The following is a 23,301-nucleotide window of genomic DNA, read 5'->3' on the forward strand; positions in this document are numbered from 1 at the left end:
GCCGACGCCTCGCTCTACAGGAACGGCGTCGCAGGCTCCTGCCCCGTGAGCACCCGCCCGTGCACCTCGAAGTTCGTCTTCAGTGCGAGCGCGCCGTGCAGCGACAGCGCATCGAGATCGCGATGGATGCGCTGGATGTCGACGGTGCGCTGGATCGCCGAGGCGCTGCTGATGTCGAACAGGGTGCGCACCGCCTGGCGGCACAGCTTCACCACCTGCGAGGCCTCGCCTCGCACCGCGGCTCGGGCGGAGACGTCGAGGTCGCGGCCGTCGATCGCCGCCGACATCACCCGCTCGGCGAGATCGTCGCGCAACAGCGCGGCGGCCTTCGTGGTGCTCGCCGCGTCGGAGACGTCGATGTGGGTCATCGGGGCCTCGGCCTGCACCCAGGAGGTGTAGGTGATGGAGCGCCCGGGAAGCCGATCGAGGAAGGCGTCGAGAGCACCCTCGGCAGCACCGACCGGGGCGCCCATGCTGTTGACCAGCACGAACGGGAAGAAGGCGGCGCGGTAGAGCGGAGAGGCCTTCGTGGTCTCGGAGAGGTTGAGTCCGCCGAGCGCCTCCATGAGGGGCAGAACCCGATGGGCGGGGATGAAGACGGCGTCGGCTGTGACGGCGTTGCTGCCGGTACCGGCGAGGCCCGACGGGTCCCAGTCGTCCTCGATGGTGAGCTCGGTCATGGGCAGCAGCGCGAGCAGCATCATGGGAGGCCCGTCGCTGCCGTCGTCGAGAACGGCGGCGAGCGTGTCCCAGCTCGCCGAGCGGCACCCGGTGTTGAAGGGCCAGCGACCGCTCAGCAGGTACCCGCCGTCGACAGGCGTGAGCCGCCCACCCGGGCTGAAGATGCTGGCGACCCTCACGTCGGGAGTGGTGAACACCTCGCGCTGCGCCTCGTCGGGGTAGTGGGCGACGAAGTAGGTGCCGACACTGTGCAGCGAGCTCACCCACGAGGTGGAGAGGTCGCCCCTGGCGACCGCCGACAGCACCTTCACCTGATCGGTGAGCGGCAGTTCGAGCCCTCCGTACTCCCGTGGTGTGCTGATGCGGTAGACGCCCGCGCGTTCGAGCAGGTCGATCGACTCCTGCGGCACGCGGCGTTCGTTCTCGCCGCGGAGGCCGTTCTCGCGCAGAGTCTCCCGTGCGGAGTCGACGGCCTCGATCACGGTGGTGGCCTCGAGGGTGTCGGTGATCGTCATGGCTGTCTCCTTCGTCGCAGTGCCCTGAGCGGCCCGCGGGCCGTGAGGGCGACGCTAGACGGATGCGCCGCTCGATTCGATCCGATTCCGGAGAGCGTCGTCCGCATCCTGCAGCCGACGTGGTTGAACGCGGCGACTGCGCGGGGCATAATGCGAGCGACGTCGACCCGCACGAGGAGGTGCCCGCCGGTGGACTCCGTCAGCCCCCTGCGAGAGGTGCGAGACCTCAGCTCGACGAGCCCCGACGTCGTCTACCGCGAGGCGCGACGGCTGATGAGCGACCATCGGATGTACCTGCCCGGGCCGGTGCGGACGATGCGGGCGAGCATCCGGGCGGCCCGGCTCGAGCGCTCCGCGCTGCTCTCCTTCGAGTACGGTCTCGCCACCGAGATCTGCTCGGCCCCGCTCGAGGGCTACTCCACGGTTCACGTGCCCGTGGCGGGGCGGCTCCTGGTGGAGCACGACGGCGTCTGGCACCGGGTGGAGACGGATGCCGCAGCCGTCTTCTCGCACGGCAGCCCGGTGCGCATGAGGTGGTCGAGCGATCTCCGTCTCGTCGTCGCACGCATCGACCAGGACGCTCTGCTCGACCGGCTCGGAGGAATGGTGCGGCTCCGCCGTGAGCCGCTCGTCTTCTCGCCGTTCCTCGCGCGGTCGGGCGCAGGAGGCAGCGTGTCAGGGGCCGTGCTCGCCATGTCGGGAGCGCTCGAGGGCACCAGCGCGGGTGGCCCGAACCCGGGGCTCATAGGCCGGCTCGAAGAACTGCTCATCTCGGCCCTGCTGCTCGGTCACCGTCACAGCTACAGCGCGGCACTCTCCGCTCCGGTCGCCGCCCCCTCACCGCGGCTGGTCTCGCGTGCCGTCGAGCATCTGGAGGCAGACCTGGCCTCACCGATCTCCTCCGCCGAGCTGGCCGCCGCGGTCGGCGTCTCGGAGCGCACTCTCTACGACGCCTTCCGCCGCTCCGTCGGCACCTCGCCCCAGCGCCACCTCCGCGGACTGCGGCTCGACCGCGCGCGCCGGGCGCTGAGCGACGGGAGCTGTGACTCGGTCGCGCACGCGGCGCACTCGGTGGGGCTGCACCACCTGGGCCGATTCGCTGCCCAGTACCGCGAGCGGTTCGGGGAGAGCCCGCACGAGACGCTGCGGGGTTCACCGCGGTGAGCAGCTCGGGTCTGGTCGGGCGTCGGGGGCGGCAAGTAGGGTGAGCGCATGCTCATCGTGACGACCAACGACGTTCCCGGCCACCGCATCACCCAGGTCTACGGGGAGGTGTTCGGCCTCACCGTGCGCTCGCGGCACATCGGCTCGAACATCGGCGCCTCGTTCAAGGCGCTGGCGGGCGGCGAGCTCAAGGGCATCACCGAGCTGCTGCACGAGACCAGGCAGGAGGCGCTGTCGCGCCTCGAGGCGGAGGCGCAGCAGAAAGGCGCGAACGCGGTGGTCGCCTTCCGCTTCGAGACCAACGACTACGCCGACACCGGCGGCGTCGAGGTCTGTGCCTACGGCACGGCCGTCACCGTCGAGCAGCTCTGACCAGGGCTGCAGAGGGGACGACGGGGCCATGACCTTCCAGGCCTACCTCGACACCATCAAGGCGAAGACCGGCAAGGGGCCCGACGACTTCCGGGCGCTCGCGGCCGACCGCGGGCTCACCGGCCCCGGGGTGAAGGCCGGCGACGTCGTGGCGTGGCTCGCCGACGACTTCGGGCTCGGGCGCGGTCACGCGATGGCGATCTACTCGATCCTGAAGAACGACGCCGCACCCCGCGTTGCTCCCGACGAGAGGGTCGCGAAGCAGTTCGCGGGCGCGAAGGCGGTGTGGCGCCCCACCTTCGACGCCATCGTCGCGCACGCCAGGTCACTCGGCTCCGACGTCGATGTCGCCCCCACCGACAGCTACGTGAGCCTGGTGCGCGACGGGCGCAAGTTCGCCGTCGTCGCCGCCACCGCGAAGCGCCTCGACCTCGGCGTGAAGCTGAAGAACGACGACCCCGGAGAGCGCTTCGAACCGTCGGGCACGTGGAACGCCATGGTCACCCACCGCGCCCGTCTCGACGAGCCCGGTGAGCTCGACGCCGAGCTTCTGGGCTGGATCGACAGGGCGTACGCCGAGGCGTGATGCAATAGAGGGGTGACGATCCACGCCGACCCCTCGCCGCCCGACACCACGACCGCGCCTCTCCTCGACGACGGGGCCGCCGAGCTGCTGCGCGCCGACTTCCCGATCCTCTCGCGCACCGTGAACGGGCATCCGCTGGTCTACCTCGACTCGGGCGCCACCTCGCAGAAGCCGCAGAGCGTCATCGACGTCGAGCGCGCCTACTACGAGACCACCAACGCGGCGGTGCACCGCGGCGCCCACACCCTCGCGGGCGAGGCCACCGAGCTCTTCGAAGACGCCCGAGCCACCGTCGCCGCTTTCGTGGGGGCGCGGCCGGAGGAGATCGTCTGGACCTCGAACGCCACCGAGGGCCTCAACCTCATCGCCTACGGCATCTCGAACGCCACGCTCGGTCGCGGCGGGGAGGCTGCCCGACGGTTCCGCCTCGGCGAGGGAGACGAGATCGTCGTCACCGAGCTCGAGCACCACGCGAACCTCGTGCCCTGGCAGGAGCTCGCCTTCCGCACGGGCGCCACCCTGCGCGTGATCGGGCTCACCGACGACGGCCGCCTCGACCTCGGGCAGGCCGCCGAGATCATCGGCGAGCGCACCCGCCTGGTGGCCTTCGCCCACGTCTCGAACGTTCTCGGGGCCGTCAACCCGGTGGCCGAGTTGGTCGCCCTCGCCCACGGCGTCGGTGCCGTCGCCGTGCTCGACGCCTGCCAGTCGGCGCCGCACATGCCCCTCGACCTCGGCGCCCTCGACGTCGACTTCGCCGTGTTCTCGGGGCACAAGATGCTGGCCCCGACCGGCATCGGCGTGCTCTACGGCAAGCAGGAGCTGCTCGACGCGCTTCCCCCCTTCCTCACCGGCGGCTCGATGATCACGACGGTCGGGCTCACCGAGTCGGAGTTCCTCCCTGCGCCGCTCCGCTTCGAGGCCGGTACCCAGCGGGTGTCGCAGGCGATCGCCCTCGCCGAGGCCGTCCGCTACCTCGAGAGGGTCGGGCCGGATCGCATCCACGCCTGGGAGAGCGAGCTCGGCGGGCGCCTCTACCAGGGCCTCTCGGCCCTTCCCGGCGTGCGCGTGCTCGGGCCCGCTCCGGATGCGTCGGGCGGAGTCGAGCGGGTCGGTCTCGCGAGCTTCGTGGTCGACGGGGTTCACGCCCACGACGTGGGGCAGTTCCTCGACGACCGCGGAATCGCCGTGCGCGTCGGTCACCACTGCGCGCAGCCCGCGCACCGTCGCTTCGGCGTGACGGCGACGACCCGCGCCTCGGCCTACCTCTACAACACGACGGCCGACGTCGACGCCGCGATCGCCGCGGTCGCCGACTCGCGCGTGTTCTTCGGGGTGGCGTGATGGCGTCGCGAGAACTGGAGTCGATGTACCAGCAGGTCATCCTCGACCACGCCAAAGAGAAGCACGGCTTCGGGCTGCGCGAGGGGGCGACCGGCTCCTCGCACCAGATCAACCCGACCTGCGGCGACGAGGTGACCCTGCAGGTTCACCGCGACGCGGCGGGGCGGGTGGAGTCGATCAGCTGGGAGGGGCAGGGCTGCTCCATCTCGACGGCGTCGGCGTCGGTGCTGAACGACCTCGTCGTCGATCTCAGCGACGACGAGGCGGGGGCGCGGATCGACGCGTTCCGCGAGCTCATGCAGTCGAAGGGGGCCGTCGAGGGCGACGAGGAGCTGCTCGGCGACGCGGTCGCCCTCGGCGGGGTGTCGCGGTACGTCACCCGCATCAAGTGCGCGATGCTGCCCTGGGTCGCGTTCGAGCAGGCGCTGCTCGGCCGTTGAGCCCGCGCCTGTCTCCGCCGGCTGCCCTGAGGTGGCGCGGGAGTCCCTAGGATCGCGGTATGAGCTTCGACGCTGTGCCCGCGCCCGACGCCCGACCCGACACCGGCGACGCGTACGAGGGCGGCCCCGAGCGCGTGCCTCGAGCCGAGCCGGGCGCCGAGCGGGGCGCCGAGCGACGGAGGCTCGCCGAGGCGGATGCCGCCGGGCCGGGCTCGCCGGGCGCCTGGCGCGACTGGGGACCCTACCTCGCCGAGCGCGCCTGGGGCACGGTACGAGAGGACTACTCGGTGAGCGGCGACGCGTGGCGGTTCTTCCCTCACGACGACGCCCGATCGCGCACCTACCGCTGGAACGAAGACGGTATGGCCGGCTTCTGCGACGAGCAGCAGCGCTGGTGCCTCGGTCTCGCGCTGTGGAACGGCGCAGACCCCATCCTGAAAGAGCGGATGTTCGGGTTGGCGGGCCCCGAGGGCAACCACGGCGAAGACGCCAAGGAGTACTGGTGGTACCTCGACGCCACCCCCTCTCATTCCTGGCAGCGCTGGCGCTACCACTACCCGCAGGCCGCCTTCCCCTATGAGCGGCTGGTCGAGGAGAACGCCCGTCGCGGCAAGGACGAGCCCGAGTTCGAGCTCGCCGACACCGGCGTGTTCGACGACGACAGGTTCTGGGTGGTCACCGTCGACTACGCCAAGGCCAGCGCCCACGACCTGCTCATGACCGTGACCGTCGAGAACGCGGGCCCCGAGGAGGCGACCCTCCACGTGCTGCCGAGCCTGTGGTTGCGCGACACCTGGAGCTGGGATCTCGAGCAGCCGCCGAGACCGCGCCTCCGCACGGTCGACGGCGAGCCGACCGCCGTGGTCGCCGAGCTCCCCGGCGACGAGGAGCTGCTGCTGCGCCTCGATCCCAGCCTCGACCGCATCACCGGCACGCGCGCCGCCGACACCGCAGCCCCCGCCGACCGTCTCCTGTACTGCGAGAACGAGAGCAACCGCTCCCGCCTCTACGACGAACCCGCCACCACCCCCTACCCGAAAGACGGCATCGGCGATCACGTCGTCTCCGGCACCCCCACCGTGAACCCCGCGGGCGAGGGTTCGAAGGCCGCGTTCCACCGCATCCTCACCGTTCCTCCCGGCGAGAGCCGCGAGCTGCGGCTGCGGCTCACCAGACGAGCGGATGCTCCTGCCGCAGCCACGGCGTTCGCCGACTTCGCCGCCACGGTCGCGACTCGACGAGCCGAGGCCGACGACTTCTACGCATCCGTCCTCCCCGCCCAGGCCGACGAGGAGGAACACCGCATCGCCCGCCAGGCCTTCGCCGGTCTACTCTGGTCGAAGCAGTTCTACCACTTCGACGTGCGCCGCTGGCTGGCCGGCGACCCGACGGCTCCGCCCCCGCCGCGCGGTCGCGGGGCTCGGCGCAACGGCGACTGGCGGCACCTGTCGAGCCACGACGTCATCCTCATGCCCGACCCGTGGGAGTACCCGTGGTTCGCCGCCTGGGACCTCGCCTTCCACTGCGTGACCCTCGCCCACATCGACCCGGAGTTCGCCAAGCGGCAGCTCGTGCTCATCCTGCGCGAGTGGTACATGCATCCGAACGGGCAGCTGCCCGCCTACGAGTGGGACTTCGGCGACGTGAACCCGCCGATCGAGGCCTGGGCGGCGCTCCGGGTGTTCGAGATCGACGGGTCGCGTGACTTCCACTTCCTCAGCCGCATCTTCCACAAGCTGCTGATGAACTTCACCTGGTGGACGAACAACAAGGACCACGGTGACAACAACCTGTTCGAGGGCGGCTTCATGGGCCTCGATAACATCGCGCCGCTCGACCGGTCGACCCTGCCGCCCGAGGTCGGCACCCTCGAGCAGGCCGACGCCACCGGCTGGATGGCGACCTACGCGCTGCACCTGCTCGACATGGCGCTGCTGCTCACCGCTCACGACCCGGCCTACGAAGACGTGGCGACCAAGTTCCTCGAGCACTTCCTCGCCATCGCGGGCAGCGCCAACGAGGCGGGGCTGTGGGACGACACAGACGCCTTCTACTACGACGTGCTGCACCTGGCCGACGGCCGTGACGTGCCGATGAAGGTGCGGTCGCTGGTGGGTCTCGTGCCGGTGACGGCCTCGCTCGTGTTCGAGCGCGAGAAGATGGGCGAGCTCGACGAGTTCGTGCGCCGGGGCGCCGTCTTCCTCGACCGCCACCCGGCGTACCGCTCGCTCGTGCACATCCGTCGCGGTGCCGACGGGGTGAAGAGCCTGCTCGCCTTCGTGACGCCCGAGAAGCTCGAGCGCGTGCTCACCGGTGTCGTCGACGAGACGCGGATGCTGTCGCCCTACGGGATCAGGAGCATCTCGGCCTGGCATCGCGAGCATCCGTTCCGGGTCGAGGTCGACGGGGTCGAGGCGGTCGTCGACTACGAGCCAGGGGAGTCGACCTCGGGCTTGTTCGGGGGCAACTCGAACTGGCGCGGGCCGGTGTGGTTCCCGCTCAACGTGCTCATCATCGAGTCGCTGCGCGGCTACGACGTGAGTCTCGGCGAACGGCACACGGTGGAGTACCCGGCGGGCTCGGGCGTGCAGCACAGCTTCGGCGAGATCGCCGACGACCTGGCGAAGCGACTGGTGTCGCTGTTTCGGCGCGCGCCCGACGGGGGGCCGCGGCCCTCGGATGCGCGGTATCCGCTGCTGTCGGAGCACCCGCGGTGGCGGGAGAACATCGCGTTCTACGAGTACTTCCACGGCGACACCGGGCAGGGGCTCGGGGCCTCGCACCAGACGGGGTGGACGGCGCTGGTGGCGCACCTGATCGTGACGCGGCGGCGCTGAGGGGCGGGCTGCGGGAGCCGCTGCGGGGTGCCGGCCGCTGCGCCGAGCCGGGCGGCGGCCGCGGTTACGGCAGCACCTGCCCCATGCCGATGAGCACCACCGAGAGCAGCGCGACCGCGGCGATCGCCCCGAAGCACACCGCCATCAGCCCGAGTCGGAGGCGCAACGGCCGCACCAGCAGGCGCACCTCGACCATCGCGAGGTAGAGCAGCACGATCACCGCGACGGCAACGAGCGGGGTCGCGCCGCTGTCGACGTCGCGGAGCGCGAGCAGCAGCACCACCGAGATCGCCGCCATCACGCCGCCGACGACGAGCCACACGGTGCCCTGCGAGCGGGTGAGCGAGGGCTGGTTGACGACCCGGGTGGGGTCGTCGTCGGGGTCGGGCTCCTTCTCGCCATCCTGCATGATGCGGGCGAGTCTACGCCGCGCCCCCGCGCGGAGCGTTCGAAAGCGCACACGTCTCGGCATCCGGACCTATAGAGGGCTCGGTTGCCGCGACGTGTGCGGTTTCGAACGGCGCGGTGATGGGCGGGGTGGCCCGCCGCCGCTCAGACGAGGGCGGGGGAGGCCTGGCGCACGAGGGGGAAGACCTGGGTGGCGATGCGCTCGAGTTCCTCGTGCAGCGGGGAGGACTGGATGAGCAGCAGCGTGATGCCGGCCCGCTCGAACTCGAGGATGCGCTCGGCCACCTGCTCGGGCGTGCCCACGAGGTTCGGCCGGAGGCCCCTCGTGCCCACCGAGTACTCGCGCTTGGACAGCTCGACGTCGAGGCGGGAGTTCGCCCGGAACTGCTCGAAGGAGGCGTAGCCGGGGGAGGCCGGGTCGATTGTGGTGATGCGTTCGAGCTCGCGCCGCGCCTCGGCCTCGGTGTCGCGCACGATGACGTAGGCCGCCATGCCGAACTCCCGGAACGGCTCGCCCACACGCCGCAGCCGACGTGCGTCGAGGTCGGCGACCTTCTCACGCGCCTCCTCGACCGTGCCGCCGTGCAGCACGTAGGCGTCGGCGAACGACGCGATGGCCTCGCGGCCCGACTCGCTCTCACCGCCCGCGAACACCACCGGTGCCGTCGCCGGCTTCGGCGACAGCACGGCCTGGTCGACGTCGTAGTAGTTGCCCGAGAACGAGAACGGCGTCTCGCGCCAGAGCCCCTTCAGCACCTCGACGAACTCGCCCGCCTGCACGTACCTGTCGTCGTGCGGGGCGAAGGTGCCACCGTACTGCCTGGCCTCCTCCGCCCACCAGGCGGCGACGAGGTTGAGGGCGAAGCGGTCGGTTCCGGATGCCGCGTACCCGATGTCGCTCAGCGTGGCAGAGGTCTTGGCGACCACCGTGGGCAGGTGGAACCCCGGGCGCACCGCGGTCATGACCCGCAGCCGCTCGGTGACGGCGAGGATCGCCGACGACAGCGACCAGGCCTCCAGGCTCGGCGCCTCGACGCCCTTCCTGTCGTTGAGGTAGAGCTCGGGCACCAGGGTGGTGTGGAAGCCCAGCCGGTCGGCGAGCGTCGACACCTGCCTGATGTAGTCCCAGGTGGCGGGCATCCTCTCGTCGCCGACATTGCGGAGGAAGCCGCCGTAGACGGGGGTCCAGTATCCGAAGTGCATGATTCTCCTGAGGGGTGTGACTAGAGCCGGCCGGCCGGTTCGAGCAGCCGGGTGAGAGAGGAGTCGAGGTCGGCGATGAGGTCTTCGACGTCTTCGAGCCCGATCGAGAGCCGCACGGTGCCGCGGGTGAAGCCGGCCCCCTCGAGATCGTGGTCGTTGAGGTGGCTGTGCGTCGTGGTGGCGGGGTGGATGACGAGGCTCCTGGCGTCACCCAAGTTGGCGACCAGCTTGAACACCCCGAGGCTGTCGATGAACTCCTCGACCCGCTGGTCGCCCGACACGAGGTCGAAGGAGAACACCGAGCCGGCGCCGCGGGGGAGGTAGCGCCGGGCCGCCTCGTAGCCGGGGTCGTCGGGGAGGCCGGGGTAGCGCACGAGCGACACGGCGGGATGGGAGTCGAGGAAGGCCGCGACGGCGAGGGCGTTCGCCGAGTGCTTGGCGACCCGGAGGTCGAGCGTCTCGAGCCCCTGGAGGATCTGGAAGCTGTTGAAGGGCGACAGCGCGGGGCCGAGGTCGTGCACGAGCTTGACCTTGGCGTACACCAGGTAGGCGCTGCCCGCGCTGCCGAAGGCATCCCAGAGCACGATGTCGCCCACGCGCTCGAAGGGCTCGGTGAACTGGGGCCAGCGAGCGCGGTCGGCCCCGAAGTCGAAGGTGCCGAGGTCGACGATGACCCCACCCAGCGAGGTGCCGTGACCGCCCAGGAACTTGGTGGCGGAGTACACCACGATGTCGGCGCCGAACTGCTTCGGACGCTGGAGGTAGGGAGTGGCGACGGTGTTGTCGACGATGAGCGGCACGCCCGCGGCGTGGGCGATGTCGGCCACGGCCCGCACGTCGAGCACGGAGGCCGTCGGGTTCGTGATGGTCTCGGCGAAGAACGCCCGGGTGGTGGGGCGGGCGGCGGCCCGCCAGGCCGCGAGGTCGTTCTGGTCGACCAGGGTCACGTCGATGCCGAAGTCGGCGAAGGTGTCGGTGAGCAGGTCGAGGGTGCCCCCGTAGAGCTGGCGGGCGGCGACGATGTGCTCGCCCTTCTTCGCCAAGGCGAGGAGGGAGACGAGCACCGCCGACTGCCCCGACGCGGTGGCCAGCGCCGCGACGCCGCCGTCGAGCGCGGCGACCCGCTCCTCGAGCACGGTCTGGGTCGGGTTGCCGGTGCGGCTGTAGAGGTTGCCCTTCTTCTGCAGCGCGAACACGGCCCGGGCCGCGGCGAAGCTCTCGAACTCGTAGGCGGCGGTCTGGTAGATCGGCACCGCCGCGGGGTTCTGGGCGGTCGCGGTGGTGAAGCCGGCGCGTGTCTGCAGGGTCGAGAACCGCTCGGCGGTCGCGCTGTCGTCTGTGGTCACCCACCGAGTCTCACCGGGAGGCGTCACCGACGGCCCCCTTCTTACGATTTGTTTCAGAACAAAAGCACCAGCTGGGTCATACTGGCCCGAACAAACACTTCGCCGCGACCGGACAGCTGAAGGAGCACCGTGACGACAGAAGACTGGGTCGAGCCGACAGCCGCCCTCCGGGGATCGATCGTCGTGCTGGCGGGCCGGGGCGAGCACCGGGCGGTGTACCGCCGCTTCGCCGCGAGGCTCGCCTACGACGGCTACCGCGTCGCCGTGATCGCCGACGCCGCCGCCGACCTCGACGACACCGTCGCCGAGGCGACGCGGCTGCTCGGAGAGCGCACCGACGTGCCGCGGGTTCTCGTGGGGTCGGACACAGGCGCCTCCGTCGCGGCGACCCTGCTCGCCCAGGGGCTCGTGTTCGCCGACGTCGCCGTGCTCGCGGGGCTCCCGGTCGACGCGCCCGGGAGGGCCGGCGAGCTCGACTGGAGCGACGAGCTCGAGGCGCGGAGCGCCTGCCCCGTGCACCGGGGGGTGCTCGCCGAGCCGGGAGCCGTCGATCACGGCGCGCTCGCCAGGCGCCACCCCCTGCTCGACTCCGTCGACGCGCGCACCCTCGCCGGGGTGCTCGTGCCCGTGCTGACGGTGCACGGCAGCGCCGACGTGATCAGTCCGGCCGGGACGGCCGCCGCCGTCTACGAGGCCGCACCCGAGATCGAGAGCTACCTCGTCGAGGGTGGCAGGCACGACATCCTCAACGACGTCACCCACCGCTCGGTGGCGGCGACGATCGTGCTCTTCCTCGAACGGCTGCGGAACCCTGGGCGGGAGCGGGTTGTCGTGCCCGCCCGCGACGCCCTGCCGCTGGCTACGATGAAGATCTGACGCCGTCGCCCGGCGGCGTGCGGATCGAAGGGCACCACCATCGTCGTTTCCCAGGCCGGCCGCCGGGCCGTCGACCCCGCGTGGCTCGTGGAACGCCTCGGCGACCGCACCGCCGCCGGGGTCGCCGCCGCCGTCGAGTCGCTGATCGTCTCGGGGGAGCTCGAACAGGGTGTGCGCCTGCCCACGGTGCGGGAGTTCGCCGGGGTCGCCGACTCCTCGATCGGCACGGTGCTCGCCGCCTGGAACCTGCTGCGTGAGCGCGGGCTCATCGAGACCCACCGCCGCGGCGGCACCACGGTGCTCGGTGCCGCCCCCGCACCCGAGGCACCGCCGTTCCCGGGCTGGGCCGCCGTCGACCTCGCGCAGAGCGCCCCCGACATCGCCCTGCAGCCGGAGCTCGGGGAGGCGCTGCTGGCCTCGCTCGGTGACAAGGATCTCAACGTCTTCGGCCGCGAGCACATGACCGAGCGGCTGCGCGCGGCGGTCGAGCCGAGCTGGCCCTTCGCTCCCGAGTCCTGGACGACGGCGGGCGGCGGCACCGAGGCTCTCCTTCTCGCCACCGCGGCCGCCGCACCCCGCGGCAGCCTCGTCGCCGTCGACGAGCCGCTCAGCCCCGGCTTCCTCGACACCCTCCGCGACCTCGACCTCACCCCGATCGCCGTCGCCGCCGACGAGGACGGGCCGCTCCCCGACGCGCTCGCCGGAGCGCTGGCCGCCGGTGCCGTCGCCTTCGTCTTCCAGCCGGGCGCGCCGTTCGCCGACCGCTACACGGTGACCGCCGAGCGCGCCGCCGAGCTCGCCTCCGTCATCGAGCGGCAGGCCGCCGACACCGCGTTCTGGGTGGTCGAAGACGACTCCATCGGGCCGTTGGCCGGCTCCGAGCCGCCCTCGCTCGGTGCGGTGCTTCCCGAGCGGGTCATCCGCATCCGCAGCTACTGCAAGGCCTTCGGCATCGACGTGCGCACCTCGGTGCTGGGCGGCGCCCGCGAGCTCGTCGACCGCAGCATCCGCCTGCGCAGCTTCGGGGTGGGCTCGAACAGCCGCATCCTGCAGAACACGCTGGCGCATCTCGTCGAATCGCACGCCGCCGCACGGTCGGTGGCGACGGCTCGGGCCGCCTACGCTTCGCGACGGATGGCGCTGCTCTCCGCGCTGCGGCGGGAGGGCGCCGTCGCGCGGTCGGGGGAGCAGTCGCTCGTGGTCTGGGTCGAGGTCGCCGACGAGGCGACGGCGGCCGTCGCCCTGGCACGGGAGGGCATGTACGTGGGGCTCGGCTCGAAGTCGTTCGCGGGTGCGGTGCCGGTGCCGCTCCTGCGCATCTCGGTCACGCAGCTGCCCGACGACGAGGAGCGGGTGGGTGAGCTCGCCCGCGCCGTCGCCCGGGCGGCGCGTGGTGGCGCCAGGGAGTTCTTCGACTGATCTCTTTGTAACGGTCTGTGACCGAAACAAAGTGCAACGTTCGGGATCTTTGTTCGCGTGCTCGCCATGATCGAGGCATGAGCGAACAGAGCAACGGCCGTCAGATCATCTTCGGCGCCATCCTCACCGGGGCAGGCGGCCCCGGCCACGCCAACGCCTGGCGCGATGCGCAGGTGCAGGCCGACTCCTCGATCGACGTCACCTGGTACATCGAGCAGGCCCGCCTCGCCGAGCAGGCGAAGCTCGACCTGGTGTTCATCGTCGACTCGCAGTTCATCACCCCCGACTCGCCGCCGCACTACCTCAACCGCCTCGAGCCGTTCACGCTCCTCTCGGCCCTTGCGGTGACCACCACCCACATCGGCCTGGTCGGCACGGTGACGACGAGCTACAACGACCCGTTCAACACCGCCCGCCGCTTCGCCTCGCTCGATCTCATCTCGGGCGGGCGCGCGGGCTGGAACGTCGTGACGAGCGGCGACGCCGGCACCGCGTCGAACTTCAGCCTCGACGAGCACTTCGACTACGACACCCGCTACGGCCGCGCCCTCGAGCACGTCGAGGTGGTGAAGGCGCTCTGGGACTCCTACGAGGACGACGCCTTCCCCCGCGACCGCGAGTCGGGGGTGTTCCTCGACCCGTCGAGGCTTCACGCCCTGCACCACCGCGGCGAGCACTTCCAGGTGGCGGGCCCGCTCAACATCTCGCGCTCGCCGCAGGGCCAGCCGGTGATCTTCCAGGCCGGCGACTCCGAACAGGGCCGCGACCTCGGCGCGCGCATCGGCGAGGGCATCTTCACCTTCGCGCCCTCGCTCGAGCAGGGCAAGGCCTTCGCCGCCGACCTCAAGGCGCGGGCAGCGGCGCTCGGCCGCGACCCCTCGGGCGTGCTCATCCTGCCCGGCACCACGATCTTCGTGGGCGACACCGACGACGAAGCACGCGAGATCGAGCGCGCCACCCAGCTCGCCGACGGCGGCTTCGACAAGGCGCTCGGGGAGTTCGGGCGCTCCTTCGGCTGGCACGACTTCCGGCAGTACGAGCTCGACGCGCCGTTCCCCGCCGGGGTGCTGCGCTTCGCCGAGCGCAGCTTCCGCACCCAGGCCGAGAAGATCGTGGCCTTCGCCGAGGCCGACGGGCTCACCCTCCGGCAGGTGATCGAGGCCGTGGCGAGCCCGAAGCCCGGTCCCTTCACCGGCACGGCCGAGACCGTTGCCGACGCGCTGCAGCAGTGGTTCGAGGCGGGCGCCGTCGACGGCTTCAACCTGCACGTCGGCAGGCCAGACCAGTTCGGCCGCTTCACCGACGAGGTGCTGCCGATCCTGCGCGAGCGGGGTCTGTTCCGCGAGGAGTACAGCGGATCGACCCTCCGCGAGAACCTCGGGCTGCCGTTCCTGGAGAACCGCCATACCCTCGCCCGCCGCCGCGCCGAGCAGGCCGAGCGCGAGGAGCTCGACGCCGCGCACGGCCTCGTGGCGAACGCCTGACCCGAGACACTGCTCAATTCCTGCCCACACAGCATTCCGGAGAACCATGACCACCTCACCTCCCAGACCCCTGTTCCGAGCCGCCCGCACGGCAGCCGTCGTCGCCGCCGCAGCCCTGTTGTTCACCGGATGCGCGGCCCCCGCCAGCTCGACGGATGCGACGAGCACCGAGCCGAGCGTTCTGCGCTGGGCGTTCAGCCTCCCCACCTCGTGGGACCCGGTGACCAGCCGCACCGGCAACGACATCAACACGATCAGCCTCGCCTACGCCTCGCTCACCCAGATCGACGCCGACGGCACCGTGCTGCCGGCCCTCGCGGAGAGCTGGGACTACGACGACGCGGGAACCGCGGTCACCTTCCACCTCCGCCCCGACCTCGTCTTTAGCGACGGCACGCCGCTCGACGCCGAGGCCGTGAAAGAGTTCTTCGAGCGCGGGAAGACGCAGGAGGACTCCTTCCTGCGCGACCAGCTCGCCACCGTCGACACGATCACCGCCGACAGTGCGACCGACGTCACGCTTCACCTCACCGGTGTCGACTACCAGGTGCCCGCCCTCGTCGCCGGCCGCACCGGAGCGATCGCGAGCCCCACTGCCGCCGAGGCCGACCCCGAGAAGCTCGCCGCCTGGCCGGTGGGCGCCGGCCCGTTCACGATCACCGAGTTCGTGCCCGAGTCGCACGCCACTTTCGAGAAGAACCCCGACTACTGGGATGCCGACGACATCCACATCGACCGCTTCGAGTTGACCGTCGCCCCCGATGCGGCGACGCTGGTGGCCGGCATCCAGTCGGGTTCCTTCGACGTCGCCACCCTCCCCGCCACGAAGATCGAGGAGGCCGAGGCGGCGGGGCTCACCGTCACCGTGAAGCCGTCGCTCGCGGTGAGCGACGTCTCCATCAACGCGAACAAGGCTCCGTTCGACGACCCGAAGGTGGTGGAGGCGTTCCGCTACGCCTTCGACCGCCAGCAGTTCGTCGACGTCATCACTTCGGGCAAGGGTGAGGTCACGCACCAGCCGTTCCCGAAGGGCAACCCGGCCTTCAACCCCGAGGTCGAGAAGTTCTGGGACTACGACCCCGAGAAGGCGAAGGCCCTGCTGAAGGAGGCGGGCTACGACGAGGGTGAGCTCTCGCTCGAGATCACGGCGGCGTCGTTCAGCGAGCAGGGTGCCGAGATCGCCCAGGCGCAGCTCGCCGAGATCGGCGTGGACTCCACCATCTCGCTCGTGCCGCCGGGGTCGTCGACCTGGCAGAGCGAGGTCTACATCGCGAAGAACCCGCAGCTGGCCATCGACGGCACCATCGGCCGCGAGACCCCCGTGCAGAACCTGCTCGCGGTCTACGGGCCGCAGGGCATCATGAACCTCTCCGGCCCGAACGCCTCCGACGGGTTCCTCGCCGCGCTGCAGAAGGTGCGTGAGACGCCCCTCGACGACGCCACCTACCCCGAGGTGCTGCAGGCAGCCGTGAAGGCGGGCGTCGAGCAGTCGCCGACGAACTACCTCTACAGCTCGCCGTGGGTCGTCGCCTCCAGCTCGTCGGTGAGCGAGCTCAACCTGCTGCCGTCCCAGTTCCGCTGGGAGGGCGTGACGGTGGGGCACTAGCCCCGGCGCGCATCCGTCGATGTCGAGAACAGGAGCACGACCATGACCACCCAGCTGATCGCACCGCCCGGCGACGCGCTCGCGGCGCCGCTCGCCCCGCGGGTCGCCGAGCTCAGGCACCCCGTGCGGGGAGACGGATGGCGCCGCGTGCGCACCGTGCTGTGGTGGCTCGCGCGCACCCTGCTGGTCGTGGTGCCGGTGTTCCTGTTCTCGACCCTCATCACCTTCGCCCTGGGGTCGGCGAGCGGGCTGAACCCCGCCGCCGCCCTCGCGGGCGACAACGCCACCCCCGATGATCGCGCAGATCGACGCGCAGTACGGCCTCGACCAGCCCTTCGTCGTGCAGTACCTGCAGTGGATCGGCGGCGTGCTCACGGGCGACCTCGGCACCTCGTGGTTCAACAACACCCCGGTGGCGGAGCTCATCGGCCAGCGGCTGGCCATCAGCAGCGCCTCGATCGCGGGTTTCGCCCTCGTGATCGGGGTGGTGTTCGGCACCCTGCTCGGCCTCGTCGCCGCGGTGAACCAGGGGCGCTTCGTCGACCGGGCGGTGACCGCGGTCGCCTCGTTCATGTCGACGTTGCCGCCCTTCGTGGTGTCGATCGGGCTCATCGTCGTGCTGAGCATCTGGCTCCACCTGCTGCCCTCGGCCGGGTACGTGCCGCCGCAGCAGGACTTCTGGCGCTGGCTCTCGCTCATCACCATGCCGGCCATCGCGCTCAGCCTCGACACCGTCGCCGAGCTCGCCCGGCAGCTGCGCACAGGCCTCGTCTCGACCCTGCAGGAGAACTACATCACCGGTGCCGTGGTGCGCGGGCTCAGCCGGCGGCGGGTGCTGTTCGGGCACGCCCTCCGCAACGGGGCGGGCCCGGCGGTCGCCATCCTGGGCATGAAGATCCCGACCCTCTTGGGCGGTGCCGTGGTGACGGAGACCATCTTCAGCATGCCGGGGTTCGGGATGCTCTCCGCCGACTCCGCCCTGCGCGGAGACGTCCCCGTGGTGCAGGGCACGCTCGTCGTGGCCATCGTGCTGGTGCTGTTCTGCAACGTCGTGGTGAACGTCGTGCTCGGCAGCCTGCGGCCGGCCTCCCGGCGGGGGAGGTGACGCCCGTGCTCCGCTCCGCTCTCCGCCTCCCGAGCGCCAGGATCGCCGTCGGCATCCTCGTCGTCATCGCCGTGCTCGCGCTCTTCGGCCCGCTCCTGGCCCCCCTCGACCCGCTGGCCCAGAACTCGAAGGAGATCCTCCAGGGCCCCACCGCCGAGCACTGGCTCGGCACCGACGGCCTCGGCCGCGACGTGCTCAGCCGCCTGCTCGCAGGTTCCACCGTCTCGGTGCTCGCCGCCCTGCAATCGGTCGTCGTCGGGCTCGCGCTGGGCGCACTGCCCGGCCTCCTGTCGGTGTACCTCGGCCGCGCGTTCGAGTGGGTGACGCTCCGCCTCATGGACAGCTTCATCACCCTGCCGTTCCTCGTCTTCGCCATCGCCATGACGGCCCTGCTCGGCAACGGGCTCACGCAGGCCATGATCGCGGTCGGCATCCTCATCGCCCCCGCGTTCTACCGGGTCACCCGGGCGGCGGCGCTCGCCGTGTCGCACTCGCCCTACGTCGAGGCGGCGCAACTGCTCGGTGCCTCGACCAGCTGGGTGGTACGCAAGCACGTCTGGCGGAAGGTGCTTCCGGCGGTCGCCGTCACGACGGCGGGCATGACGGGCGCGAGCCTCGTCATCGTCGCATCGCTGACCTTCCTCGGCATCGGAATCGTGCCGCCCGAGCCCACCTGGGGCGGTCTCCTCGCCACCGATCTGGCGAACCTCTACCAGCGGCCGTTCGGCCCGGTGGTGCCCGCGCTCGTCATCATCGGCACGGTCTGGGCGCTGAACGCGCTCGCCGACGCCCTCAAAGACTCCGGCGGCGTCGCCGCGCCGGTGGCGAAGAAGACCCGACGGGAGCTCAGCCATGCCGCATGACGACATCCTGCGCGTCGACGACCTCCGCATCCGCACGGATGCGGGCACCGGGCTGGTGCACGGGGTCTCGTTCTCGGTGCCCCGGGGCGGCACCCTCGGCATCGTCGGCGAGTCGGGAAGCGGCAAGTCGCTGACCTGCCGTGCCGTGCTGGGCATCCTCCCGCCCGGACTCCACACCAGCTCGGGCTCCGTCGTCTTCGACGGCCAGGAGGTCACGCAGCTCGGCTACCGCGAGTGGCAGGCGCTGCGCGGCACGCGCATCTCGGCGGTGTTCCAAGACCCCGCGTCGTACCTCAACCCCTCGCTCACCGTCGGCAGGCAGCTCGCCGAGGTGCTCAGGGTGAAGACGGGCCTCGGACGACGTGCAGCGCACCAGCGGGCCGTCGAGCTGTTCGCCGGCATGGGCCTCCGTGAGCCCGCCCACGTGTACCACCAGTACCCGTTCGAGCTCTCGGGCGGCATGCTGCAGCGCGTGCTGATCGCCATCGCCCTCGCCGCCGAGCCCGAACTGCTCATCGCCGACGAGGCGACGACGGCGCTCGATGTGACGGTGCAGGCCGAGGTGCTCGACCTGCTCGACGACCTCAGGCGCGAACGATCGCTCACCCTCGTGCTGGTCTCGCACGACCTCGCCGTGGTGGCTCAGGTGTGCGAGCACGTCGTCGTGATGAGGGACGGCGCGATCGTCGAGGCCGGCCCCACCGACGAGGTGCTGCGCCGGCCCGCCCACGACTACACCAGGTCGCTCATCGAGCACCACGCCGCCTACGGCATCGAACGCTTCCTCGAGGAGGGTGACTGGCATGTCCGAGCGTGACCGAGGCAGGGCTCTGCTGTCTGTCGACGGCGTCGACGTCTCGTACGGCCGCGGGAAGGCCGAGCGACGGGTGCTGAAGGGTGTGTCGCTCGAGGTCGCTCCTGGCGAGGCCGTGGGGCTCATCGGCGAGACCGGCTCGGGCAAGACGACGCTCGCGCGCACGGTTCTCGGGCTCACCCGCCTCAGCTCGGGGTCGGTGCGCTTCGACGGGGCGGCGATCTCGGGGCTCCGCGGCCGGGCGCTCCGCGAGCTCCGCCGATCGGGGGCCCTGCAGTACGTCTTCCAAGACCCGCTGCTGAGCCTCGACCCCGATGTGACGGTGGGTGATTCGATCGCCGAGGGGCTGCGCCTTCGCGGCGGTCTCGATCGCGACGCCGTCGACGCGGCGGTGGGCCGCGCACTCGTGGCGGTGGGCCTCGACGAGGCGCTCCTGCACAGGCTCCCCGCGCAGCTCTCGGGCGGCCAGCGTCAGCGGGTCGTCATCGCCCGGGCGCTCGCCGTCGAGCCCCGGCTGCTGCTGCTCGACGAACCGGTGAGCGCTCTGGATGCCGCCAACCGCATCCAGGTGCTCGACCTGCTGCGGCGGCTGGGTCGCGAGAACGGCATCGCGCAGCTGTTCATCTCGCACGATCTCGGCTCGGTCGCCGGCATCACCGACCGCATCGCCGTGCTGTACCGCGGCGAGATCGTCGAGACCGGGCCCACCGGCGAGGTGATCGCGCGTCCGCGCCACCCGTACACGCGCCTGCTCATCGGGTCGGCGACGACCCTCGCCGGGGGCGGCGTCGACCGCGAGACCAGGGGGCGGCTTCGCCGGGAGCTGGCGGCCGACTCGTCGCCCGGCTCTTGATCTCGTACCCCCCTCTCGGGGTACTCTTCTGCAAACGCTCACGCGATCAGGGGAGACACACGTGACAAGACGCCATCGCAGGCTCGCCGCTTTCGGAGTAGGAGCGGGGGTGGTGGTGGCGGGTGTCGCGGGCGGCGGCGCCGCCTGGGCCGTCGAGCCCGACGACCTCGAGAGCCGGGTCACCGTCGCCGGGGTGATGGGTCACCTCGAGGCGCTGCAGCAGATCGCCGACGCGAACGACGGCAACCGCGCGATCGGCACCGCGGGGTACGAGGCCAGCGGCCAGTACATCGAGCAGGTGCTCACCGCCGCCGGGTACAGCCCCGAGCGACAGGACTTCCAGGCCACGAGCCAGACGATCGACGCCTTCTCGATCACGCTCCTCGGCACCACGACCGACCTCGACGATATCGAGAGCCCTGACGCCACACGCCTTCCCATGGAGGGCACACCGGCCACGCCGGTCGAGGGCCTCACGGGTCTCGAGCTCATCGCACCGACCACGGCCACGGGATGCGACTCCGCCGAGTGGGGCGGCGTCGACGCGACGGGCAAGGTCGCCGTCGTCTCGCGCGGCATCTGCTCCTTCTCCGAGAAGTCGATCGCCGCGGGCGCCGCGGGTGCCGAGGCGCTGCTGGTGTACAACAACGAACCGGGAGCCCTGTCGGGAACGCTCGGCGAGCAGCAGCCCGAGTTCGTGCCCTCGGTGGGCCTCAGCCAGGAGGAGGGCGCCGAGGTCGTCGCCGCACTGGCCGAGGGGCCGGTGACCGTCGACCTGCAGATCCAGGAGACGACCACGGTGGTCGACACCTTCAACATCGTCGCTCAGACGCCGACGGGCCGCACCGACAACGTCGTGATGCTCGGCGCGCACCTCGACTCGGTGCCCGAGGGCCCCGGCATCAACGACAACGGCAGCGGTTCGGCCGCCATCCTCGAGACGGCCGTGCAGCTCGCCGCCTCGGGCGAGCTCGAGAACGCTGTGCGCTTCGCCTGGTGGGGAGCCGAGGAGGTGGGCCTCGTGGGCTCCACCTACTACGTCGACCAGCTCGCGCTCGCCGACGAGGAGCTGCCCGAGGGCGAGGGCGAGCTCGACAAGATCGCCACCTACCTCAACTTCGACATGGTGGCCTCCCCGAACTACGTCATCAGCGTCTACGACGCCGACCAGTCGACCTACGAGGCTCCGGTGGAGGTGCCCGAGGGCTCCGTCGCCACGGAGAAGTCCCTCACCGACCACTTCGACGCCGAGGGCCAGCCGTGGATCGACACGGCCTTCGACGGCCGCAGCGACTACGAGGCGTTCATCCTCAACGACATCCCCGCCTCGGGCCTGTTCACCGGCGCCGACGACGTGAAGACCGCGGAGGAGGTCGAGCTGTTCGGGGGCACCGAGGGCATCACCCACGACCCGAACTACCACTCGGCCGCCGACGACATCTCGAACGTCAACCAGGAGGCTCTCGGCATCATGATCGGCGCCATCTCGTCGGTCACCGCCGAGCTCGCGAACGACACCTCGGCCATCAACGGGGTGGCCCCGCTGCCCGGCCCCGAGCCCACCGAGACTCCGGCGCCCACTCCCGCACCCACCTCGACCCCCACGCCCGGTGGCGGCTCGGGCGGCTCGGGCGGTGGCGAGCTGGCGGCGACGGGAGTCGAGGCCGCGGCCTTCGGCGTGATCGTGCCCGGCGCCCTGCTGCTGGTCGTGGCCGGCGCCACCCTCGTGGTGCTGCGCCGGAGGAGCCACTCGGTGCGCTAGCCGCGCCACCGCGTAGGTGGAAAGTACTCAGGAGGAACGGTGGCCGCTCGCGCCTAGCGTGACGGGATGTCTACTCGCTTGACCCGCACCGGCTTCGCGCTCGCGGCCACCGTCCTCCTCTCCTCCTCCCTCGCCGCAGCCCCGGCTCTGGCCCCGGCGGCCACCGCCGCCCCACCTGGGCCGGCCCACACGGTCAACGTCATGGCCCCGCTGTTCATCGACGACTGGGCGAGCGACGGCCCGCGCTGGCGTCAGTTCTCCTCCTCGCTGTCGGTGGCGGCCGGGCAGGGCGTCGACGCGGTCGCCGTCGACGTCTGGTGGGGCAAGGCCGAGCCCGCCAGGGGTTCCTTCGACTGGGGCTACTACGACAAGCTGTTCGCCGCGGTGACGGATGCGGGGCTGGACCTGGTGCCCCTCATGTCGTTCCACGAGTGCAAGAGCAACGTCGGCGACGTCTGCGACATCTCCGTTCCCGCCTGGGTGTGGGAGCCGTACCAGATCTGCGGCATCGCCGGCTGTTCGAGCGCACCCGTCGACGACTACTACGTGAGCGAGTACGGCAACGTGAGCAAGGAGGCGCCCGCCCCCTGGGGTGTCGGCGCCGATCGCACGCTGGCCGACATGCGCGATTTCATGAACGCCTTCGAAGACCACTTCACCTCGCCCGGCCACGACTACACCGGGCGGGTGCAGGAGATCTCGGTGAGCACCGGCCCGGCCGGCGAGCTGCGCTACCCCTCGTACAACATCCACGACTCGAAGGTCGCGGGGAATCCGGCGGGCTACCCGAACCGGGGCACCTTCCAGAGCTACACCGACTCCGCGGTGCGGTCGTTCGCCGACTGGGCGGTGGCCCGGTACGGCTCCGTCGCCGGTGTCGGTGCGGCCTGGGGCATCCCGGGTCTGAGCTACTCCGCCATCACGCCCCCCACCGACCACGACCGCTTCATCACCTCGGGGTCGTACCATGCGATCCGCTACGGCCGCGACTTCACCCGCTGGTACCACGAGAGCCTCATGAGGCACGGCAGCGAGGTGATGGCCGAGGCGGCGAGGGCCTTCGACGGCGGGTTCGGCACGGTGCCGCTCGGCATCAAGATCCCCGGGGTGCACTGGCAGACCATGTCGACGAGCCCCCTCCGCCGGGCTCCTGAAGTGGCCGCCGGGCTCGTCCACACCGACCAGGACTACAACGGCTCGTCGACCGACTTCGGCTACGACCCCCTGCTCGCCGCCGTGCGGGGCATCGCCACCGCGTCGGGCCCGCACCCCGTCGTGCTGCACTTCACGGCACTCGAGATGCCCGACGGTCGGGAGTGGGACGGGGGAGACCACGCCTACTCCGATGCGGCATCGCTCGTGCGCTGGGTGGGGGCGGCCGCGAACAAGGCCGGCGTGACCCTGAAGGGCGAGAACGCCCTCGCCGACAACCTCGCGGCCGCGGGCACGACGAGCGCGGTGGGCTGGTCGCACATCCGCGACGCGTTCTCGGGCATCACGCCCGCCTACTCGGGGCTCACGGTGCTTCGCATCGGCGAGGTGACGGGTGCGCCCGCCTCGACGGGCCGCGTGGAGTTCGAGCGCTTCCTGCGCGACTTCCACTGAGAGGGACAGACCTCGCGT

General features: G+C 71.2%; 21 protein-coding genes. 16 read left to right on the plus strand and 5 right to left on the minus strand.

Going from position 1 to position 23,301, the window contains the following annotated elements:
- Window positions 1-14: 14 nt before the first annotated feature.
- Entirely contained in the window at window positions 15-1,196 is a 1,182-nt protein-coding gene (locus ABFY20_RS07860; RefSeq protein ID WP_368499379.1) for an acyl-CoA dehydrogenase family protein, read from the minus strand.
- Between the two features lie 189 nt (window positions 1,197-1,385).
- Between ABFY20_RS07860 and ABFY20_RS07865 the strand changes: the two genes are divergently transcribed.
- The 6 genes from ABFY20_RS07865 to ABFY20_RS07890 all read left to right on the plus strand — a co-directional run bounded on the left by ABFY20_RS07865 (window position 1,386) and on the right by ABFY20_RS07890 (window position 7,939).
- On the plus strand, window positions 1,386-2,360 hold the full coding sequence (locus ABFY20_RS07865) for an AraC family transcriptional regulator (protein ID WP_368499380.1): 975 nt from the start codon (window positions 1,386-1,388) through the stop codon (window positions 2,358-2,360).
- A gap of 48 nt (window positions 2,361-2,408) precedes the next feature.
- Window positions 2,409-2,732 carry a YbjQ family protein gene (locus ABFY20_RS07870; RefSeq protein WP_368499381.1) on the plus strand — a complete coding sequence of 108 codons (324 nt, stop codon included), beginning with the start codon at window positions 2,409-2,411 and terminating at the stop codon, window positions 2,730-2,732.
- Between the two features lie 28 nt (window positions 2,733-2,760).
- A complete protein-coding gene (locus tag ABFY20_RS07875) occupies window positions 2,761-3,318 on the plus strand; it encodes a DUF4287 domain-containing protein (protein ID WP_368499382.1) in 558 nt (185 codons plus the stop codon).
- Between the two features lie 84 nt (window positions 3,319-3,402).
- Window positions 3,403-4,662 carry a SufS family cysteine desulfurase gene (locus ABFY20_RS07880; RefSeq protein ID WP_368499752.1) on the plus strand — a complete coding sequence of 420 codons (1,260 nt, stop codon included), beginning with the start codon at window positions 3,403-3,405 and terminating at the stop codon, window positions 4,660-4,662.
- On the plus strand, window positions 4,662-5,102 hold the full coding sequence (gene sufU / locus ABFY20_RS07885; protein WP_368499383.1) for a Fe-S cluster assembly sulfur transfer protein SufU: 441 nt from the start codon (window positions 4,662-4,664) through the stop codon (window positions 5,100-5,102). The genes ABFY20_RS07880 and sufU overlap by 1 nt, the downstream gene beginning before the upstream one ends.
- Window positions 5,103-5,161: 59 nt before the next feature.
- Window positions 5,162-7,939 carry a glucosidase gene (locus tag ABFY20_RS07890; RefSeq protein ID WP_368499384.1) on the plus strand — a complete coding sequence of 926 codons (2,778 nt, stop codon included), beginning with the start codon at window positions 5,162-5,164 and terminating at the stop codon, window positions 7,937-7,939.
- Between the two features lie 64 nt (window positions 7,940-8,003).
- Here the strand turns inward: ABFY20_RS07890 and ABFY20_RS07895 are convergent, their stop codons facing one another.
- The 3 genes from ABFY20_RS07895 to ABFY20_RS07905 all read right to left on the minus strand — a co-directional run bounded on the left by ABFY20_RS07895 (window position 8,004) and on the right by ABFY20_RS07905 (window position 10,896).
- Window positions 8,004-8,348 (minus strand): hypothetical protein, encoded by a 345-nt coding sequence (locus ABFY20_RS07895; protein ID WP_368499385.1) that lies wholly within the window; start codon window positions 8,346-8,348, stop codon window positions 8,004-8,006.
- A 143-nt stretch (window positions 8,349-8,491) separates the two neighbouring features.
- Entirely contained in the window at window positions 8,492-9,550 is a 1,059-nt protein-coding gene (locus tag ABFY20_RS07900; RefSeq protein WP_368499386.1) for an LLM class flavin-dependent oxidoreductase, read from the minus strand.
- Window positions 9,551-9,570: 20 nt separating this feature from the next.
- On the minus strand, window positions 9,571-10,896 hold the full coding sequence (locus ABFY20_RS07905) for an O-acetylhomoserine aminocarboxypropyltransferase/cysteine synthase family protein (RefSeq protein ID WP_368499387.1): 1,326 nt from the start codon (window positions 10,894-10,896) through the stop codon (window positions 9,571-9,573).
- 129 nt (window positions 10,897-11,025) lie between these two features.
- On the opposite strand from ABFY20_RS07905, the gene ABFY20_RS07910 reads away from it, so the two are divergent.
- The 4 genes from ABFY20_RS07910 (at window position 11,026) to ABFY20_RS07925 (ending at window position 16,281) form a co-directional block, all read left to right on the plus strand.
- Entirely contained in the window at window positions 11,026-11,772 is a 747-nt protein-coding gene (locus tag ABFY20_RS07910; protein ID WP_368499388.1) for an alpha/beta hydrolase, read from the plus strand.
- Window positions 11,773-11,859: 87 nt separating this feature from the next.
- Window positions 11,860-13,191, plus strand: a complete 1,332-nt coding sequence (locus ABFY20_RS07915) for an aminotransferase class I/II-fold pyridoxal phosphate-dependent enzyme (RefSeq protein ID WP_368499389.1) — start codon at window positions 11,860-11,862, stop codon at window positions 13,189-13,191.
- 77 nt (window positions 13,192-13,268) lie between these two features.
- Window positions 13,269-14,675, plus strand: coding sequence for an LLM class flavin-dependent oxidoreductase (locus tag ABFY20_RS07920; RefSeq protein WP_368499390.1), 1,407 nt, complete (start codon window positions 13,269-13,271; stop codon window positions 14,673-14,675).
- 46 nt (window positions 14,676-14,721) lie between these two features.
- Window positions 14,722-16,281: an ABC transporter substrate-binding protein gene (locus ABFY20_RS07925; RefSeq protein WP_368499391.1), complete on the plus strand. Its 1,560-nt coding sequence runs from the start codon at window positions 14,722-14,724 to the stop codon at window positions 16,279-16,281.
- On the opposite strand, the gene ABFY20_RS07930 is transcribed toward ABFY20_RS07925, so the two are convergent.
- Window positions 16,278-16,568, minus strand: a complete 291-nt coding sequence (locus ABFY20_RS07930; RefSeq protein WP_368499392.1) for a hypothetical protein — start codon at window positions 16,566-16,568, stop codon at window positions 16,278-16,280. The genes ABFY20_RS07925 and ABFY20_RS07930 overlap by 4 nt on opposite strands.
- 5 nt (window positions 16,569-16,573) lie before the next feature.
- Here ABFY20_RS07930 and ABFY20_RS07935 point away from each other — a divergent pair, with 5 nt between their 5' ends.
- From ABFY20_RS07935 to ABFY20_RS07960, 6 genes are all read left to right on the plus strand, one after another.
- Entirely contained in the window at window positions 16,574-17,386 is an 813-nt protein-coding gene (locus tag ABFY20_RS07935; RefSeq protein WP_368499393.1) for an ABC transporter permease, read from the plus strand.
- Between the two features lie 5 nt (window positions 17,387-17,391).
- Window positions 17,392-18,249, plus strand: a complete 858-nt coding sequence (locus tag ABFY20_RS07940; RefSeq protein WP_368499394.1) for an ABC transporter permease — start codon at window positions 17,392-17,394, stop codon at window positions 18,247-18,249.
- Window positions 18,239-19,066: an ABC transporter ATP-binding protein gene (locus ABFY20_RS07945; protein ID WP_368499395.1), complete on the plus strand. Its 828-nt coding sequence runs from the start codon at window positions 18,239-18,241 to the stop codon at window positions 19,064-19,066. The genes ABFY20_RS07940 and ABFY20_RS07945 overlap by 11 nt, the downstream gene beginning before the upstream one ends.
- Window positions 19,053-19,916 carry an ABC transporter ATP-binding protein gene (locus tag ABFY20_RS07950; RefSeq protein ID WP_368499396.1) on the plus strand — a complete coding sequence of 288 codons (864 nt, stop codon included), beginning with the start codon at window positions 19,053-19,055 and terminating at the stop codon, window positions 19,914-19,916. The genes ABFY20_RS07945 and ABFY20_RS07950 overlap by 14 nt, the downstream gene beginning before the upstream one ends.
- A 61-nt stretch (window positions 19,917-19,977) precedes the next feature.
- Window positions 19,978-21,678 carry a M28 family peptidase gene (locus tag ABFY20_RS07955; protein WP_368499397.1) on the plus strand — a complete coding sequence of 567 codons (1,701 nt, stop codon included), beginning with the start codon at window positions 19,978-19,980 and terminating at the stop codon, window positions 21,676-21,678.
- 66 nt (window positions 21,679-21,744) lie between these two features.
- The gene (locus tag ABFY20_RS07960) at window positions 21,745-23,283 is read left to right on the plus strand and encodes a family 14 glycosylhydrolase (protein ID WP_368499398.1); all 1,539 of its coding nucleotides are present in this window, start codon (window positions 21,745-21,747) and stop codon (window positions 23,281-23,283) included.
- Window positions 23,284-23,301: the final 18 nt, after the last annotated feature.

Source organism: Herbiconiux sp. A18JL235 (genome assembly GCF_040939305.1).
GTDB lineage: Bacteria > Actinomycetota > Actinomycetes > Actinomycetales > Microbacteriaceae > Herbiconiux.